Here is a 17,133-nt window from a genome sequence, read left to right as displayed (position 1 = left end):
GAGAAAATATTTTCCCCGTTTTTTCCGCATCTCGGCACCTCCCGCTGATTTACCTCACAGCGTTTCCCGGAAATAAAACCCGGCTCACCGCCAGGGACGGCCTGCCGGGAATTTCTCATGAATGATATCCCCTGCCCGGTAACATAACGGAATGGCCGTACCCGGCTTTCCACCGTCCGCGTACGGGAGGCGGCCACAGTGTTCCTCCCCTCCTACAAGGGCTTGTCCCCTGCCAATAAAAAGCGAACGCCTATCGACAAGACAGGCGTTCGCTGAAAAAATATGTTTTACCGGTTTTTATGCCTTGCAGAAGGTGTCTTCATCCGCACAGTCCGCTTCCTTCCATGTGACGGAGGAGTCGCCGGAGGCGATGTGGACCAGGCAGTGGTACACGGCCTCCGGATCGGCATCCAGCCGGGCGGCCACCTGCGCGGCCGTTTCCGGAGCGGAACCGATGGCTTTCCGGACTTTCCCCAGCAGGGCCAGGAAGGTTCCGGCGGCTTTTTTGCCGGCTTCCACGCCGGGCTGGTGGTAGGCGTTGATGTTCACCAGGGAGGCATAGAAGGAAACGGCGCGCTCAAAGAGGGCGATCAGCATGCCGAGCGTTTTGGCGTTCACTTCCGGAATGGAAATGGTGATGGAGGAACGTCCGGATTCCGCAAGAGCCTGGCGCGTACCGCGCAGGAAGCCCTGGAGGAAGTCCCCGCAGGTGGCGCCCGCTTCCACTTCCACCGCGTCCGCGGAGCATTCCCGCACTTCAATGAAGGTGGCGAAAAAGTTGTTCACGCCGTCGCGGAGCTGCTGCACATACGCGTGCTGGTCCGTGGAACCCTTGTTGCCGTACACGGAAATGCCCTGGAAGACTTCATTGCCGTCCAGGTCCAGCCTTTTGCCGAGGGATTCCATGATGAGCTGCTGAAGGTATTTGGAGAAAAGCACCAGGGCATCCTTGTAAGGGAGGACCACCATGTCCTTTTCCCCTTTGCCGCCGGTGGCCTTGTACCAGGCCAGGGCCAGCTTCATGGAGGCGTTGCACTTCACGCATTCCCGGCGTGTCTTTTCATCCATCAGGCGCGCGCCTTCCAGCATGGCGTCCACGTCCACGCCCTGCAGAGCGGCGGGAACAAGGCCCACTACGGACATGACGGACGTACGGCCGCCCACCCAGTCTTCCATCGGGAAGCGCTTGAGCCAGCCTTCCGCTTCCGCCGTCTTGTCCAGTTTGGAGCCCACGCCCGTAATGGCTACGGCTTGCGCGGCGAAGTCCAGTCCGTGCTTGTTGAAAAAGTCCTGGGCCACCATCATGCCGTTGCGTGTTTCCGGAGTGCCGCCGGACTTGGAGATGACCACCACCAGCGTTTCTTCCAGAGGCAGGGATTCCAGCACGCGGTACATGCCGTCCGGGTCCGTATTATCCAGGAAGAACATGTCCAGCCCCGCGGCGGGAATGGCGTCGGCCACCAGTTCCGGCCCCAGGGCGGAACCGCCGATGCCGATGACGAGGGCCGCGGAGTATTGTTCCGCACGAGGAGGGGCGATCCTGCCGTTCAGCACGTCCCGTCCGAAGTCCTTGACGTCCGCCAGAGGCCCGTCAATGGCGGCTTTCAGTTCGGGAGTGGGGGCCAGGGCGGAATTGCGCAGCCAGTAATGGCCCACCATGCGGCCTTCGTCCGGGTTGGCGACGGCGCCGGATTCCAGCGCCTTCATGTCGGCGAAAGCCTTGTCGATCCTGCCCTGCATGGAGGACAAGAAAGCGTCGTCCAGCGGCAGTTTGGAAAAATCAAGGGAGATACCCATTTCCGGGTAGCGAACGAGTTGTTGTGCGTATAGGCTCATGATAGTAATAGATTGAGAAAGAATTATTTAAGTTTTTTAAGCACGCTTTTCGCCTGCACGTCATCCTGGTCCGCCGCCTTCTGGAACCATTCCCTGGCCTTGGCCGCGTCCTGCTGTACGCCGAAGCCTTTCTGGTACATGATGCCCATGTTGTACTGTTCGGAGGCATAGCCTTCTTCGGCAGCCCTCTTGCGGCGGTTGAGCTGTTCCTTCGCCTCCGCGGGGGACAGGCCCACGGCCCGCGCCGCGTCCGGCCAGGTGTCGCCGTATTTCATGGCGGACGGGGCATAGGCGGCGGCGGCGGCCTTGCGGTTCAGTTCATCGGCCTTTTTCTTGTCCCGCTTCACGCCGTATTTGCCCAGGTCATAGAGAAACGCCATGCCCCAGTAACCGCGGGGACTGCCCAGTTCCGCCGCCTGCTGGAAGCATTCAAAGGCGTCCTCATATTTTTTGGTTCCCATGGAACGGACGGCATCCGCAATATGAAGTTCCGCCTCTTTCAGATCAGGGAATTCCGGAATGGCGGCCCATTCCCTCTTCAACTCCTCCCGGTCCCTCTTGGATTTGGGAGGCATGCCCGCCGGACCGGAAAGGCGGAATACGGGGAAGTACCCCTCCATGGCCCCCATGTTCCCCAGGCCGGACATTAAAAACACGCTGGGAGCCACCCTCCACATGTGCATGTACAGGATGCGCCCTTCCTGCAGGGAATCCTTCGGCAGCCATTCCGGCATGTTGGAAGGTTCCCCGTACTTTTCCGTCAGGCCCACCAGCAGGGCCTTGTAGGCTGATTTGAGCCTGGTTTCATATTCGGCACCCTTGAATTTGCTGCGGGAGTAGAAAACGACGCCGCGCAGGCCTCCGGAAGGGTCGTAGTCAAAATTCAGGGAAAAGGTCTGGCCGCCCACGGGCTGCCTGGTCTTGAACACGCCGTTCAGCCCGGTGCGCCCCAGCAGGGCGTCCGTAGGCGGCCCTTCAATCCGCTTGCTCTGCCTCAGCGCTTTCAGCACCTGGTCCTTGTCCATTCCCGTCTCCAGATTCTCATAAAGGGCGGCAAAGAGATGCGGGCACGCGAACGCAAGAATACTGATGACACAGGCTAGTTTTTTCATATAAGAAGCAATGGGCGGTTTCCTATCAAAGGGGCATGGTTTTCAAAAGAATAAAATGCGTCAGCGCAGGTGAGGAAAATTTTTCATAAAATATTCACTTCCAGTCCACCCACAGTCTTTTCAGATAATCCTCCCCCGTAAAGTCCGCAGGCATGGGATCATGGGTGAGGCGGGCCCCGGGAGCGGCGGCCTCCACCATCCTGCGGAAGTCGGAATGGCTCAGCTTGCGGCAATTGCTGGTGCACAGCATCCAGCCGTCCCGCTCCAGGCATTTCCGCGCCAGGGAGACAAGTTCCCCGTAATGGGATTCCACCCGGAACACCCTGCCCCTGTCGTCCCGTGAAAAAGTGGGAGGGTCCAGAATGATGCCGTGGAAGGTGCGTCCCTGCCTGGCGAACCGTTCCAGCCAGTGAAGCACGTCCCCCTTGCAGAAGTACTGGCTGGAGGGGTCCATTCCGTTCAGCCTGAAATTTTCTCTGGCCCATTCCAGGCACGGCTGAGCCAGGTCCAGCGTGGTCGTCTGTGCGCCGCCCAGAGCGGCATAAACGGAAAAGGCTCCCGTGTAGGCGAAGGTATTCAGCACTTTCATGCCCGGCCTGCTCCGTTCCCGCACCCGGCGGCGGTGGTCGCGCTGGTCCAGAAAGATTCCCTGGGAGTAACCCGCGGACATGTCCAGCCTGAACAGAACGCCCTGTTCCTCCGCCTCAAATTGCAGGGGAAGGACCGGTCCGGCAATCTGGATGGGCACCTCCTTCTGATTCTGTTCCAGACGCTTGTGAAATACGGGAACATCAAGTCCAGCGAGCTCCTTCCTCAAATTCACGGGAACGGCACAGTCACGCGTGGAAACCAGAATGCGATCTCCCAGGCGGTCCACGAACACGTCCGGACAGCCGTCCCCTTCCCCGTCAATCACGCGGAAAATATCGGTACGCGGAGGAATCAGTCCCTTCTTGTATTCCAGGCAATGGCGGTACGTGCGGCTCACGGCACGGAGAGACTACGGAATTTGACCGCGGGGGGCAATGGCAAAAGCAGGGAAAACGGATTCTGGAACAATCTTCTTCCGCCGGAAGGGAAAACCACGTTCCGCACACCATCCACCCCTCCGGATTATTCCCGGGCGTACCGCCTGCCGGACGGCATGCCTTCCATCCTCCTCCAGGCAGGTCATGACGCTTTTGCCCAGGAAAAAATCTTTCTCTTCATCCTGTCAAAAAAACACTGAAAGAGAGATACTTGCTTGAAGTTCCCACAAATTTGTGAAACACAGGGGGAAGATATCATCCCCCCCTTTCACGGCATGAAAAAAATATCTCCTGCATCCTTTTTTCTGATACCCTTCCTCTTTTCTCCCGTCCCGGCGGCAGACGGTGTTTCCCACGAAAACAAGGAGATAAAAATATGGAAGATTTACTGCGGAGACAGAACTTTTTCCTTCAAGCCTCCGGTGGAAGGAAAAATTCTCACGGCTCTGGAAGTGGAGGAATGGGAGACCATCTTCGTCGGCGTCCAGACAAGCCCTGTCCGTTTTGAGATTCTGGCCGTTTCCACCAGGGATGAAAAAGTCTCACTGATAGATCTGGATACCCATTATTATGCGGACGACCATATTTTCCCTCTTGAACCCGGCGCTACCCTCACCCTGGCGCCCCTGAATATGGAAACCACGCCCAACGGCAGATCCTTGTGCTCCTATCCCGTCATCAGCCATCCCCGCCATGAAGGCGATCCGGCGCATGATTCGAAAACATCCCTGAGCATCCAGCGTTTGGTGGACGGCTCCTTTGAAGCCCGTTCCAACCGGTAACGGCAGACTCCTTCCGGACACAGCAAACAGCCGGAGAAGCGTTGATTTTTCAAGGAAAAGCTTCCTGCGGCAGGGAACCTTCAATCCGTACGAGAAAGCTGTTCAGCACGCACACTTTGTCCGGCTTTTCCTGAGCAATCCCCTGCGGACATCCCTATAAGGACGCTGCTTCCTTTCTTCCTCTCCCGGTACATTTGACGCCTTCCGCAGCATGAGGCAGAACGGGATCATCCCCAAGTATGAGTGCGGCATGCGCCAGCACCTTTTTCAATACTTCGTGAAGGACATCCGGTACGGGAATATGAGACTCTGAGCCGACGCACCATCAACACGGCCATGCCAAGCACCCTCAGGGAAGCCGCAGACGGTTCGGGAACGACGGAAAACGCCATGGCAGCCACCCCGGCTTTCTGCCCCCCCAATGCGAAAATCAAGTGTGTCCGATGTTGCCGTTCCCGTCCATGTGACCAACGTCAGCTTGTTGTTTGCAAAGGAGGGAGACGTTGAAAATCCCGTTCCGTCTGTAGCGGCGTATTCAAAGGAACCCGTTCCTCCGGTGACGGCAGTGGCTCCGGGAGCAGCGGCCACACTGGAAACGAACATGTAAAACGTGATGGTGTCCCCTGCCGTCGATCCGCCCAGTTGGATGGAGGATGTCGTGGAACCTCCGGCTCCGGGATTCATGAATGTGGACATCGCTTCATAGTCGAAAGAACCTAGGGTATTGACCAGGTCCGTCATTGCTGCCCCATTCTGGAAATAGGCGCCATAAGCGGGGTCTCCCTTTCCGGAAGTTGCGGCAGTGACATTGGAGTTAAAGAAGTTCCCGCCGTTTTTAACGATTTTAAGCGTGTAGGGAGTACCGTTTTCCGAAGCATCCTGAAGCTGCAATTCATCCTTGCTGTTGGACTTATACAAATTCATGCCGGGCCTTTCCGCGCCGTCCCCGTACACCTCCACCAGGACGGAAGCCGCCTGTGCAAGGGAAAAATCCCCTTCGGCCATAAGTAAAAATAATGTTTTCTTCATGGTTTCCAATTCTTGTGAACGATGAAAACTAATGCAGGGATTTTGAATCCGTGTTGAACCAAAAAAGAGGCCGGATCAAACGATCCGGCCTCTGATTTTCAATTTGTTCCGCGAATAGCGCCTACCTTAGTCGGCGTACTGTTCGTTGAGGGCTTCCATGATTTCCTTGGAGGCTTCCGGGATGTTCGTACCGGGGCCGAAGATGGCCACAGCTCCGTGTTCCCTGAGGAAGTCGTAGTCCTGGGCGGGAATGACGCCGCCGCAGAAGACCATGATGTCCGGACGCCCCTGTTTCTGGAGTTCTTCCACCAGGGCGGGCAGAAGCACCTTGTGGCCCGCGGCCAGGGAGCTCATGCCGATCATGTGCACGTCGTTTTCAATCGCCATCTTGGCGGTTTCCTCCGGCGTCTGGAAGAGCGGGCCTACGTCCACGTCGAAGCCGAGGTCGGCATAGGCGGAGGAGACCACCTTGGCGCCGCGGTCGTGGCCGTCCTGGCCCATTTTGGCGACGAGGATGCGGGGACGGCGCCCCGTGCGTTCGGCGAAGTCGTCCGTCATCTTGCGGACTTCCTCCACCAGCGGATCTTGACCATAGGATTGTGCGTACACGCCGGTAATGAGTTTAATTGGAGCTTTGTGCCGCCCGAAGTGCTTTTCCAGGGCGGAGGAAATTTCACCCAGAGAGGCGCGAGCCTTGGCCGCCTTGATGGCGAGGTCAAGGAGGTTGCCTTCTCCCGTACGGGCGCATTCGGACAGGGCTTCCAGCGCGGCTTCGCACGCAGCGGAGTCGCGTTCAGCACGCAGTTTCTGCAGGCGGGCGATCTGGGCGTCCCGGACGGTGGTGTTGTCCACTTCCAGAATGTCGATTTTTTCCTCCTGCTCCAGACGGTACTTGTTGACACCGATGATGGGCTCCTTGCCGGAGTCAATGGCCGCCTGGCGGCGGGCCGCGGCTTCTTCAATGCGCATCTTGGGCAGCCCGGTTTCAATGGCCTTGGCCATGCCGCCGAGTTTTTCCACTTCCTGAAGGTGGGCCCAGCCCTTGCGGATGAGCTCGTTGGTGAGGTATTCCACGTAGTAGGAACCGCCCCACGGATCGATGACCTTGCAGATGGTGGTTTCATCCTGCAGGTGGAGCTGGGTGTTGCGGGCAATGCGGGCGGAGAAGTCCGTCGGCAGGGCGATCGCCTCGTCCAGGGAGTTGGTGTGCAGGGACTGCGTATGGCCGCAGGCGGCGGCCAGGGCTTCAATGCAGGTGCGGGTCACGTTGTTGAACGGGTCCTGCTCCGTGAGGGACCAGCCGGAAGTCTGGGAGTGCGTGCGCAGGGCCAGGGACTTCGGGTTCTTGGGGTTGAACTGCTTGATGAGCTTGGCCCACAGCACGCGCGCGGCGCGCATCTTGGCCACTTCCATGAAGTAGTTCTTGCCCTGGGCCCAGAAGAAGGAGAGGCGCGGAGCGAAGGCGTCGATGTCAATGCCGGCCTTGATCCCGGTGCGCACGTATTCCAGGCCGTCCGCAAGCGTGTAAGCCATTTCCAGGTCCGCCGTGGCGCCGGCTTCCTGCATGTGGTAGCCGGAGATGGAAATGGAGTTGAACTTGGGCATGTACTTGGAGGTGAACTCAAAGATGTCCGCAATGATCCGCATGGACGGGTCCGGCGGATAAATGTACGTGTTGCGCACCATGTATTCCTTCAGGATGTCGTTCTGGATCGTCCCGGAGAGCTGGTCCAGCGTGCAGCCCTGTTCCTGGGCGGCCACGATGTAGAAGGCAAGCACGGGCAGCACGGCGCCGTTCATGGTCATGGAGACGGACATTTTGTCCAGCGGAATGCCCTTGAAGAGGATTTCCATGTCCAGGATGGAGTCCACGGCCACGCCGGCCTTGCCCACGTCGCCCACCACGCGGGGGTGGTCGGAGTCATAACCGCGGTGCGTCGCCAGGTCGAAGGCGATGGAAAGTCCCTTCTGACCGGCCGCCAGGTTGCGGCGGTAGAAGGCGTTGGATTCCTCCGCCGTGGAGAAACCGGCATACTGGCGCACCGTCCAGGGACGCGCCACATACATGGTGGCGTAAGGTCCGCGCAGGTTCGGGGCCACACCGGCGGTAAAGTCCAGGTGCAGGCAGTCGTCATACACGCTCTCGGAATAGGTGGGCGGCACGGGAATTTGTTCATTGGTCACCCAGGTTTCCGTCTGGGTGGCCGGGGACTGGCCGCCAGCCTTGACTTCTGGATAGGCGGCGGTTGCAAAGTCGGGAATATTGCTCATATGATGAAATTTGGTAAATGGTTTAGAGGCCGATCTTGTTCTGAATGGCTTCAATGGTGTTGTAGCAGTTGGCCCTGACGTGGATGAAGATGTCCACGCCGGCTTCCTTGAACGCTTCCACATGGTCCGCCGGATAACCGGCGAGGGCCACCATCATATCCGGCTTGATTTCCCTGAGCGCCTTGCAGAAGGCGGGAACGATTTCCGGATAGGTGTCGTCCGTGGAGCAGATCACACACACGGCGCAGCCGCTTTCCGCGGCGGCCCTGGCCGCCTCTTCCGGAGTCGGGAAGCCGGACGGGTAAACCACGTCCAGACCGCCTGCGCGCAGGAAGTCGCGGGAGAAGTCCGCACGGGCCTTGTGCTGGCGCAACGGCCCCATGTTGGCGAAGAAGACCATCGGGCGGGTTCCCTTTTCCTCCACCCAGGCGTCGGCCTTGGCGAGCAGGGATTCAAAGCGTTCCGCCAGGCGGCGCTTCGGCAGGGCTTCAATTTCCAGCGGTCCGCCGCACTTGCAGTCCGCGCCGGCCGTGAGGGCCTTGTTGATGAGGCAGGTGGAGAAGCCTTCCTCCGCGGCCTTGCAGACGGAATCCACGCACATTTTCACGTCGGGCAGTTCCACGTCCGCATTCTTGCAGCAGCCGTGGCCCTTGGAGGCGGAACAGGAGGAGCCTTCCGGCACTTCCAGCTTCTTTTCCACCAGGTTGACGTACTGGTTGACGCCCACGATGGACTGGCGGCGCTGGTCGGCCATTTCATACCGCTTGGCGGCCGTGGCGTTCACGCTCTTCTGGATGGAGCCGGACTGAAGGGCCTTGATGATGCCGCCTTCCTTTTCAATTCCCTGGAAGACGTCCCAGATTTTCCGGGAGACTTCGTCCGTCAGGTTTTCAATGTACCAGGAACCGCCGGCGGGGTCCACCACCTTGTCCAGGTTGCATTCGCCCAGCAGGATCAGCGGGCAGTTGCGGGCGATGCGGCGGGAGAATTCGTCCGGCATGCGCACGGCCGCGTCGAAGGGCAGTACATCGATGCTGTCCACGCCGCCCATAATGGCGGAGAAGGCCTGGGCGGAACCGCGCAGCAGGTTGACCCAGGGGTCCACCTTGGAGAGGGTCCAGAAGGAAGTGCGGGCATGCAGGCTGATTTTGGCGGCTTCCTCGCTACCGCCGCATTCCTTGACGATGAGGGCCCAGAGTTCGCGCAGGGCGCGGATTTTGGCCACTTCCAGGAAAAGGTTGGCCCCGATGGATACGGTAAAGCGCATGTGGGCGGCCGCTTCATCCACGGAAATGCCGCGTTCTTCCATGGCGCGCAGATAGGCCACGGCGGTAGCGAGCATGGCTCCCGCTTCTTCAAAGGCGGAGGCGCCGGAATCCGCATAGGGAAGCCCGCTGACGCCGATGGTCTGGAAGGCGGGCGCATTGGCGATGGCCCACTTGGTCATCACGGCCATCTGGTCATAATAGGCGCAAATGCCCTTGCCGCCGCAGAGGGAACCCTTCATCACGGCCTTGCCGACCGGGTCGTAGAGAACGCCGCCCCGGAGGCCGGCGGTGTCGAATCCGGCGGATTTGTACGTGTTCAGGAACATGGAAAGCGTACCCAGGCCGCAGGAGCCGGGAGTGATGTAAACGGGCAGCTTGTCCAGCGGGAGGCCCTTGAGGGCGGTGTCCCAGGCCGCCTGCTTGCGGAGCTTGAGACCGCATTTGCAGTTGAGCTGGACGTTCACGGCGGTCAGGCCGCGTTCCAGATCGTGCAGGATTTTGCTGTTGAAGTCTTCCGGAGTGGAGGCGGGAATGCTCTGGGCGATTTCGCAGGGCTTTTCCACATAGCCCAGGGCGCGGGTTCCGCGGCGGTACGGGAACTGCCCGGCAGGCATGACGGGAGAGTGCTCGTCCCACTTGTTGTAAATGGGATGCAGCGTGATTCCCTCCACGAGCTTCGTGAAAAGTTTTTTATCAAAATCAGCCCCCTTCAAGGCAGCGACGGCTGCCTCACGCCATTCGGCGTATGTGGCTGGTGCGAATTCTCCGAAGTCGATCTCCGGATCCGTTGTTTTGTTTCCCTTTTGCATGGCGAAGTCAATGGGTAAGGCCTAATATGTTGGTTTTTAATTGCGCAAACCAGGCCAGATTTAAAGCGCAGAGTTATTTTAGAAAATCAAATTATAAAGTCCAGCGTGAAAAACACAAGAGGCCCAATGAAGGCGAATTTGCCCTATCACGTTCGGGAAGCTTGCAAAAACAGCATAAAAAGAGTAGATACAGGGTTTAAGCATGCCGACCTCACCTACCGTCAAACTCCCTGTTCAACTAGTCAGGCAGCTCCAGGCATTCCGCCGTCGCCTCCGAACGGTCAAAATACTGGAAGCCATCTGCCTGGCCGGCCTGGCCGTCATCCTCTCCTATGTGTTTCTGTATGTTTCCGACCGCGTTTGGGAAACACCGCCCACGCTGGGATGGATTCTTTTCATCTGCGCCGTGGCGGGATTGCTGACCTTCATTCCGTGGTGGAGCTTCCGGTGGGTCTGGCAGCGCAGAACGGCCACCCAACTGGCGCGCCTGATCGGCAAAAATGATGCGGCGCTGGGAGACCGCCTGCTGGGGGTCATTGAACTGGACTCCGAAATGTACGGGCACCAATACAGTTCCGAAAAGCTCAAGGAGGCGGCCATGGAACAGGTGGCACGCGAAGTCGCCGGACAGGACCTGACGGTCAACATCCCCAGGCCGCGGCACAGGATTCTGTTCCTTCTTCTTTCCATTCTGGTTCTCTGCACGGGCGCCCTGTGCATCGTCAGCCCGGAAGCGGCGGAAAACGCCCTGCACCGCTGGCTTCAACCCTTCAATCCTCCGGAACGCTACACCTTCACGCAACTGGATCCCACCCCCGACACCCTGGTCATCCCCCTGGGGGAAAGCCATGCATATGAACTCAGGCTGGCGGATTCCACCAAGTCCCGCCCGGAAACCGCTCATTACGTTTTCGGAAACAGGATGCGCCAGCAGGCGAGTCTGGAGGACGGCGTTTACAAAGTACTCATTCCACCTCTCCAGCAACCGGACAGGCTTGAATTTTCAGCGGGGGACGTCGTGCGCCGCATGCGCATCGTGCCGAAGGCGCGCCCTTCCCTGATCTCCGCCGCGGCCACGGTGGCCTATCCGGAATACATGGGGCGTCCGGATGGACGGGAACCGATGAGGGCCGGAGTCGTTTCCGCGCCGGAAGGCTCCACGCTGACGCTGGAGGTTACCGCCTCCCAGCCGCTGGCTTTCGCCGCCACGCCCCAGGGAAAGCCCCTGCGCGTGGACGGCAGCAAGGTGATCATTCCCTCCATTCTTCTGGGGAAAGATCCTCAGGAAATAGAGCTGACATGGACGGACCAGGACGGCCTTGACGCCGCGCAGACCGTGAAGGTGCGCCTGGAACCCGTTGAGGACAAGCAGCCCTCCGTCTACCTGAGGGGCGGAGAAAACGACCGCCACGTGCTGGAAGACACCAGCATTGAACTGGAAGTGGAGGCCGCGGACGATTTCGGCCTGCGGGAGCTGGGCGTGGAGTGGCAGGGTGAAAAGTCTTTTTACGAGGAAGAAAATCCGGACGGAGGAGCGGCGGATCCGGAGAAAGCCGGCAAGACCGTCCCGGGACTGCACGGGGAAAAGGTTCTGGAAACGGGCGATCCGACCCGGACCGGATTGAAGGGAACCTTCCTGTTCCAGGCCAGGGCCCTGAAGCTGTCTCCCCAGCGCGTGGTCGTCCGCGGATTTACGCAGGACTACAAGCCCGGCGGCAAAAGAGTGTATTCGGAACCCATGGTCATCATCGTCCTTTCCAAGTCGGAACATGCGCAGATGATTCGCAATGAACTGGAACGCATCGTCAGCGAGCTGGAAGGAATGATCCGCCGCATGGACGCCATGACGGACGAGGCGAAACGCCTGAAAACCCTGGAAGAAAAGGAACTCAGGAATACGGAGAGCCAGCAGAGGCTCCATGCCCTGGCGGATGAGGAACAGGCCAACCGAAGGGAACTGAATGAATTGATCAACCGGTCCGAAACGCTGTTCAAGGAAGCCTCCCGCAATACCCAGATCGATCCATCCGGAATGAAGGAGTTCATGAAGGGAATTTCCATGCTGAAACCCGTTCCCGACAGTGCCATGAAGAACGCCCAGAAAAAATTCCGGGATTCTACAGCGGAGAACAGCACTCCGCAGGAAAGCCGGCAATCCCTCAACGGGGCGGAAAGCGACCACTCCGACGCCACGCAGGCCTTGAAAGACGCCATGAACCAGCTTTCCAAGTCCGCCCAGGACATGGAAGCCAGCACCTTTGTGGCCAGGCTTCTCCAAGCGGCCTACAAGGAAGATTTCATTGCCCGCTCTCTCGCCGGCCAGCTCAACACCGTTGTAGGTATGACCATGGAGGAGCTGGACCCCTCCACCCGCCGGGAAATGGAAACCATTGCCACCCTCCAGAATGCCTCCACACAGGACATAGGCTGGATTCTGGAAGACCTCAATTATTACAAGTCCCGCACGGAGGAACGCATTTACAGCGACCTGTACAACCAGATGAACGCCTTCTCCCTCCGTGAAAAGCTGGACCTGGTGCACGGAAACATTCTGAACTCCATCACGGCGCAGTCCATTGACGAATCCCACCTGTACGCGTCCACCCTGCGCCACTGGGCCAAGCTGATAGACGACTACAAGAAAAGCCGCGGCGGAGGCGGAGGCGGCGGAGGCGGAGAAGAAGAATCCATTTCCGACGCCGACTTCGAGTTCATGCTGAAAATCATCCGAATGATCCAGCAGGAACAGGACATCCGCATGCGTACCCGCGCCGCAGAAAAGGAACACCGCAAACTCAACGCACAAACCCCATGAATACCGTCCGCCTGCCAGTCATTCTTCTGGCCCTTTCGACCTTTTCCCTGCCCTGCCTGGCCACTCCGGAGGGACAAACGATTTATACCGCCAAGCACAAGGAAACGGCGGAAAAACTGGCCGTCCAGCAGGACGAGCTTCAGGCGGACACGTCCGACCTCATCATGGGAGAAACGAATGAGGAAGTGGTCGACCTCCTGAAGAAATGCCGCCATGCCATGAACGACGCCGTGGACCTCCTGGAGAACTACAACACGGGAGGCCCAACGCTCGCCGCCCAGTCGGACGTCATTGAACTGATCTACCTGGCGGCCAAGGCCAGAATGAGCATGCCGGGAGGGGGCGCAGGAGGCAAACTGCCCAAATTCGGAGAAAATGGAATGAAACCGGGCAGCGAGGCCCTGATGAACATGCTCCGGCAGCTCCTTGGCATGGACAGTGAATCCCAATCCATGCAGCAGGGGGAAAGCGAAGGAGAGGGAACAGGAGAAGGACAAGGAGAGGGCCAGAACAACCGGGGCAACAAACCGGGAAAAGGAGCCGACGGAAAGTCGGATATGGCTTCCTCCCAGGAAAGGGGAGTTTCCAACCCAGACACGGCGGTGGAAAGCCGCTCCGTCCCCAAATCCACCGGGATGTCTGCAGATGACATGCCCGCCGAATTCCGCAAGGCGCTGGACGCCTATAACAGAACCCTCCAGAAGTAGCAAAAGATGAACACGCATTCTGCCGGAGCATTTCTGCTATTCTTTTTCTGCGTCCTGACGGCAGGGGGAGCCGATCCGCGCAGGGATGTGGCTGGCATCATGCCGGTCCGCACGGAAACGGTGCCCGTGCAGGTGGAATCCATGTATCTGAAAGGCCTCAGTTTTTTACAAAACGCCCAAAAAGCAGACGGTTCCTATGAAGACAATGAAGGAAGGCAGCCGGGCATCATCGGTTTCTGCCTGATGTCCGTTCTCGCCCACGGGGACGATCCGAACGCGGGGCCGTACGCCACCATGGTGCGCCGCTGCCTCAACTATATCCTCTCCAAACAGAACAGCGGCTCCGGCTATATAGGTGACACCATGTACAACCACGGATTCGCCACCCTGGCGCTGGCGGAGGCCTACGGCATGGTGCGCGACGACCGCATAGGCCCCGCCCTCCAGAAAGCCGTGGCCCTGACGCTGACCGCCCAGAAGAAGAACAAGACGGGCGGCTGGCGCTATGCTCCGGATTCTACGGATGCGGACAGCACGGTAACCGGATGCCAGATCGTCTCCCTGTACGCCGCACGGAACGCGGGCATTCCCGTGCCGGACGAGGCTTTTGAACGCGGCCTCAAGTACATGGCCTCCTGCCGCGACAACAAAGGAGGTTACGGCTATACCGGACCGTCCGGTCCCCGCGTCACCCTTACGGCCATCGGCTCCCTGACCTTGTCCCTGGCCCGCCAGAAGTCGGACCCGTCTTTCAAAGCCTCCCTGTCCTTCCTGAAAAAAAATCTTAATTACCGGGATTCCTTATATCCATTCTACTTCGAGTACTACATGTCCCAGGCTCTGTTTCATGCAGACCAGCCCCTCTGGGAAGCCTGGAACCATAAAAACATACGCTACCTCCAGGCATCCCAGACGTCCAACGGTTCCTGGCTGAGCGACAGGGGAAGTTCCTATGCCACCTCCCTGGCGCTACTTTCAATTGCCTTGAATTACCGTTTCCTGCCCATTTATGAACAATAAGCACACCCGCACTCTTTCCATGAAAAAAGCCTTTTGTTTCCTGTTGATTGCCTTGGGAATGGCGATCATGCCGCAGTCTGGGATGGCCCAGTCTTCCCTGCGCACGTCTTCCCCGGTGCCTCCACAGGTGGAGCTGATGTACGTCAAGGGGCTCAGATACCTCCAGAACGCCCAGAAAACGGACGGCACCTATGAAGGCACCTACGGCCAGGAGCCGGGCATCATCGGTTTCTGCCTGATGTCCGTTCTCGCCCACGGGGACGATCCGAATGCGGGGCCGTACGCCACCATGGTGCGCCGCTGCCTCAACTATATCCTCTCCAAACAGAACAAAAGTTCCGGTTACATAGGAGATTCCATGTACAACCACGGATTCGCCACCCTGGCGCTGGCGGAGGCCTACGGCATGGTGCGCGACGACCGCATAGGCCCCGCCCTCCAGAAAGCCGTGGCCCTGACGCTGACCGCCCAGAAGAAGAACAAGACGGGCGGCTGGCGCTATGCTCCGGATTCTACGGATGCGGACAGCACGGTAACCGGATGCCAGATCGTCTCCCTGTACGCCGCACGGAACGCGGGCATTCCCGTGCCGGACGAGGCTTTTGAACGCGGCCTCAAGTACATGGCCTCCTGCCGCGACAACAAAGGAGGTTACGGCTATACCGGACCGTCCGGTCCCCGCGTCACCCTTACGGCCATCGGCTCCCTGACCTTGTCCCTGGCCCGCCAGAAGTCGGACCCGTCTTTCAAAGCCTCCCTGTCCTTCCTGAAAAAAAATCTTAATTACCGGGATTCCTCCTACCCATTCTATTTCGAGTATTACATGTCCCAGGCCCTTTTCCATGCGGATCTGGACATTTGGAAGGAATGGAATTATAAGAATATGCGGTATCTGGGCGCTTCCCAGGCGCCCAACGGCTCCTGGCTGTCCGACTATTCCCCGGCCTATTCCACGTCCGCCGCCCTCCTCTCTCTCGCTCTCAACTACAGATTCCTGCCCATTTATGAAAAATAGGATAAGCTTTGCACTCCTCCTGGCCCCCGCCTGCCTGCTGCACGCGTGGGCGGTCCCTACCGTCGATGTGGTGATGGAAGACAATTACCGCCTCCGCGGAGAAATCGTCTCTTTCGGGAAACAGGGGCTGGTTATTAGGCACCCGTCCGTGCGCCAGAACGTCTCCATTCTGCCCTCTGAAATAAGAGCCGTCTATTTCACGGATACTGCCCCTCCCGACCTGCGGGCCAGGGACAAGATTTTCATCTCCACGGGACACCGGGATATCATTCCGTGCAATATCACTTCCATCTCGTCTGACAAAGTGAAGTACCGGGATATGTTCGGCACCTACCGCTCCATTCCGCGCAGCCAGGTGGCCGGCTTCCGCCTGGGAACTCTCCAGCAGAAGGGATTCTGGCAGGAGCCCCTGGTATTTGACAACAGCTGGCTTCATTCCGGAGACAATGAGAACGACTACCGCATCCAGTCCGGAAGAAAACTGATGAATGCCATGAACCCGAAGCTGGACGGAGACAAGTACCATTACAAGTTGTCCAACGGCAACTATCCTACCTGGGTGCCACTGTACAAGAGCATCGGGCTGGACCCTTCCTCCTTCACCTTCCGAATCGCCCTGACAATGGACGGCAGCAGTGACCGCTCCGGCATTGTCTTCTGCTTCGGCGGCAAGGAAAACGTCACGTTCAGGTCCAACTCCGGCAGCAGCCTCAACAGGCTCATGCTCAGCATTGCCCCCGGCAAATGCACGTTGCTGAGAGAGCAGAAATCCGGTATCCTCCTTTTGGGAGAGGTGGACATTCCGGCCCCGAAAATGACGGCGGGGATAGATATCAGGCTGACTTCCTCCCGGCACGAGAACAATGAACAGGTTTACGAACTGCTGGTGGGGGACATGCCGCCCAAGCTGATCAAGGATCCCTCCCCTCCCGAACAGCAGCTGGAAGGGGACGCCTTCGGACTCCAGATGGAAGGGCATATCTCCCTGACCATCTCAAAGCTCCAGCTTTCCGCCATTTCCCTGAGCGCCAAGGCCCTGACCAAGAACGGCAGCCAGGGGACGGATCTGGTCGTGACGAAGGAGGAGGACGCCATTCCCGGCTCCGTCAACAGCTATAATGACAGGGACAAAATACTGAACCTCTCCACGGATAAGGAATATCCCGGCGTTCCAAGGGAGCTCTCCATCCCGGCCAGATACCTGGACACGGTCTTTTTCGCGGAACCGGAAAAACAGGATGTCGTCCGGGATGAAGCCCGCCACAGCATCCAGATGAAAGACGGTTCCCGCCTGCACGGCGACATCCGGAGCATCGACTCCGGAAAGGTCGTTCTTCAGCATTCCCTGCTGGGCCAAGTTTCCCTGCCGCTGAAAAACATTATCCGCGTGGAATTCCTGAATTCCGCCCAACCCTCCCGCTCCACTCCCTGACAATGAGCC

The 17,133-nt window shown here is 58.7% G+C and carries 12 protein-coding genes; 6 read left to right on the top strand and 6 right to left on the bottom strand.

The window, feature by feature from the left end; genetic code table 11:
- Window positions 1–297: 297 nt before the first annotated feature.
- The 3 genes from V3C19_RS05970 to V3C19_RS05960 form a co-directional block, all read right to left on the bottom strand.
- Window positions 298–1,836 (bottom strand): glucose-6-phosphate isomerase, encoded by a 1,539-nt coding sequence (locus tag V3C19_RS05970; RefSeq protein WP_295933135.1) that lies wholly within the window; start codon window positions 1,834–1,836, stop codon window positions 298–300.
- 23 nt (window positions 1,837–1,859) lie between these two features.
- Window positions 1,860–2,948: a tetratricopeptide repeat protein gene (locus V3C19_RS05965; protein WP_067573174.1), complete on the bottom strand. Its 1,089-nt coding sequence runs from the start codon at window positions 2,946–2,948 to the stop codon at window positions 1,860–1,862.
- 94 nt (window positions 2,949–3,042) lie between these two features.
- Window positions 3,043–3,936: a class I SAM-dependent methyltransferase gene (locus V3C19_RS05960; RefSeq protein WP_295933142.1), complete on the bottom strand. Its 894-nt coding sequence runs from the start codon at window positions 3,934–3,936 to the stop codon at window positions 3,043–3,045.
- Window positions 3,937–4,251: 315 nt separating this feature from the next.
- Here V3C19_RS05960 and V3C19_RS05955 point away from each other — a divergent pair, with 315 nt between their 5' ends.
- Window positions 4,252–4,758, top strand: a complete 507-nt coding sequence (locus V3C19_RS05955) for a hypothetical protein (protein ID WP_295933145.1) — start codon at window positions 4,252–4,254, stop codon at window positions 4,756–4,758.
- Between the two features lie 267 nt (window positions 4,759–5,025).
- On the opposite strand, the gene V3C19_RS05950 is transcribed toward V3C19_RS05955, so the two are convergent.
- From V3C19_RS05950 to V3C19_RS05940, 3 genes are all read right to left on the bottom strand, one after another.
- On the bottom strand, window positions 5,026–5,787 hold the full coding sequence (locus V3C19_RS05950; RefSeq protein WP_295933148.1) for a hypothetical protein: 762 nt from the start codon (window positions 5,785–5,787) through the stop codon (window positions 5,026–5,028).
- A gap of 126 nt (window positions 5,788–5,913) precedes the next feature.
- Entirely contained in the window at window positions 5,914–8,058 is a 2,145-nt protein-coding gene (scpA, locus tag V3C19_RS05945) for a methylmalonyl-CoA mutase (RefSeq protein WP_130082669.1), read from the bottom strand.
- 22 nt (window positions 8,059–8,080) lie between these two features.
- Entirely contained in the window at window positions 8,081–10,135 is a 2,055-nt protein-coding gene (locus V3C19_RS05940) for a methylmalonyl-CoA mutase family protein (protein WP_130082668.1), read from the bottom strand.
- A gap of 202 nt (window positions 10,136–10,337) precedes the next feature.
- Between V3C19_RS05940 and V3C19_RS05935 the strand changes: the two genes are divergently transcribed.
- Genes V3C19_RS05935 through V3C19_RS05915 form a run of 5 tightly spaced genes read left to right on the top strand, consistent with a single transcriptional unit; the run spans window position 10,338 to window position 17,124 of the window.
- Window positions 10,338–12,950: a hypothetical protein gene (locus V3C19_RS05935; protein WP_295933156.1), complete on the top strand. Its 2,613-nt coding sequence runs from the start codon at window positions 10,338–10,340 to the stop codon at window positions 12,948–12,950.
- The gene (locus V3C19_RS05930; protein WP_130082666.1) at window positions 12,947–13,657 is read left to right on the top strand and encodes a hypothetical protein; all 711 of its coding nucleotides are present in this window, start codon (window positions 12,947–12,949) and stop codon (window positions 13,655–13,657) included. Before V3C19_RS05935 ends, V3C19_RS05930 begins: the two co-directional genes overlap by 4 nt.
- Before the next feature lie 6 nt (window positions 13,658–13,663).
- Entirely contained in the window at window positions 13,664–14,677 is a 1,014-nt protein-coding gene (locus tag V3C19_RS05925) for a prenyltransferase/squalene oxidase repeat-containing protein (RefSeq protein ID WP_192907197.1), read from the top strand.
- Complete coding sequence (locus tag V3C19_RS05920; RefSeq protein ID WP_330937182.1) at window positions 14,667–15,692, top strand: prenyltransferase/squalene oxidase repeat-containing protein; 1,026 nt, start codon at window positions 14,667–14,669, stop codon at window positions 15,690–15,692. The genes V3C19_RS05925 and V3C19_RS05920 overlap by 11 nt, the downstream gene beginning before the upstream one ends.
- Entirely contained in the window at window positions 15,682–17,124 is a 1,443-nt protein-coding gene (locus V3C19_RS05915) for a hypothetical protein (RefSeq protein WP_295933256.1), read from the top strand. Before V3C19_RS05920 ends, V3C19_RS05915 begins: the two co-directional genes overlap by 11 nt.
- Window positions 17,125–17,133: the final 9 nt, after the last annotated feature.

Origin of the sequence: Akkermansia sp. AE01SA01 (genome assembly GCF_036417395.1) — a bacterium.
Classification (GTDB): domain Bacteria; phylum Verrucomicrobiota; class Verrucomicrobiia; order Verrucomicrobiales; family Akkermansiaceae; genus Akkermansia.
Note: the sequence above shows the minus strand (reverse complement) of the source record. Positions and strands in the feature narration are given on the sequence as shown.

Coding starts and splice junctions, on each gene's coding strand:
- V3C19_RS05970 (WP_295933135.1), bottom strand. CDS start 1,836: ATGAGCCTATACGCACAACAACTCGTTCGCTACCCGGAAATGGGTATC.
- V3C19_RS05965 (WP_067573174.1), bottom strand. CDS start 2,948: ATGAAAAAACTAGCCTGTGTCATCAGTATTCTTGCGTTCGCGTGCCCG.
- V3C19_RS05955 (WP_295933145.1), top strand. CDS start 4,252: ATGAAAAAAATATCTCCTGCATCCTTTTTTCTGATACCCTTCCTCTTT.
- V3C19_RS05950 (WP_295933148.1), bottom strand. CDS start 5,787: ATGAAGAAAACATTATTTTTACTTATGGCCGAAGGGGATTTTTCCCTT.
- scpA (WP_130082669.1), bottom strand. CDS start 8,058: ATGAGCAATATTCCCGACTTTGCAACCGCCGCCTATCCAGAAGTCAAG.
- V3C19_RS05940 (WP_130082668.1), bottom strand. CDS start 10,135: ATGCAAAAGGGAAACAAAACAACGGATCCGGAGATCGACTTCGGAGAA.
- V3C19_RS05935 (WP_295933156.1), top strand. CDS start 10,338: ATGCCGACCTCACCTACCGTCAAACTCCCTGTTCAACTAGTCAGGCAG.
- V3C19_RS05930 (WP_130082666.1), top strand. CDS start 12,947: ATGAATACCGTCCGCCTGCCAGTCATTCTTCTGGCCCTTTCGACCTTT.
- V3C19_RS05925 (WP_192907197.1), top strand. CDS start 13,664: ATGAACACGCATTCTGCCGGAGCATTTCTGCTATTCTTTTTCTGCGTC.
- V3C19_RS05920 (WP_330937182.1), top strand. CDS start 14,667: ATGAACAATAAGCACACCCGCACTCTTTCCATGAAAAAAGCCTTTTGT.
- V3C19_RS05915 (WP_295933256.1), top strand. CDS start 15,682: ATGAAAAATAGGATAAGCTTTGCACTCCTCCTGGCCCCCGCCTGCCTG.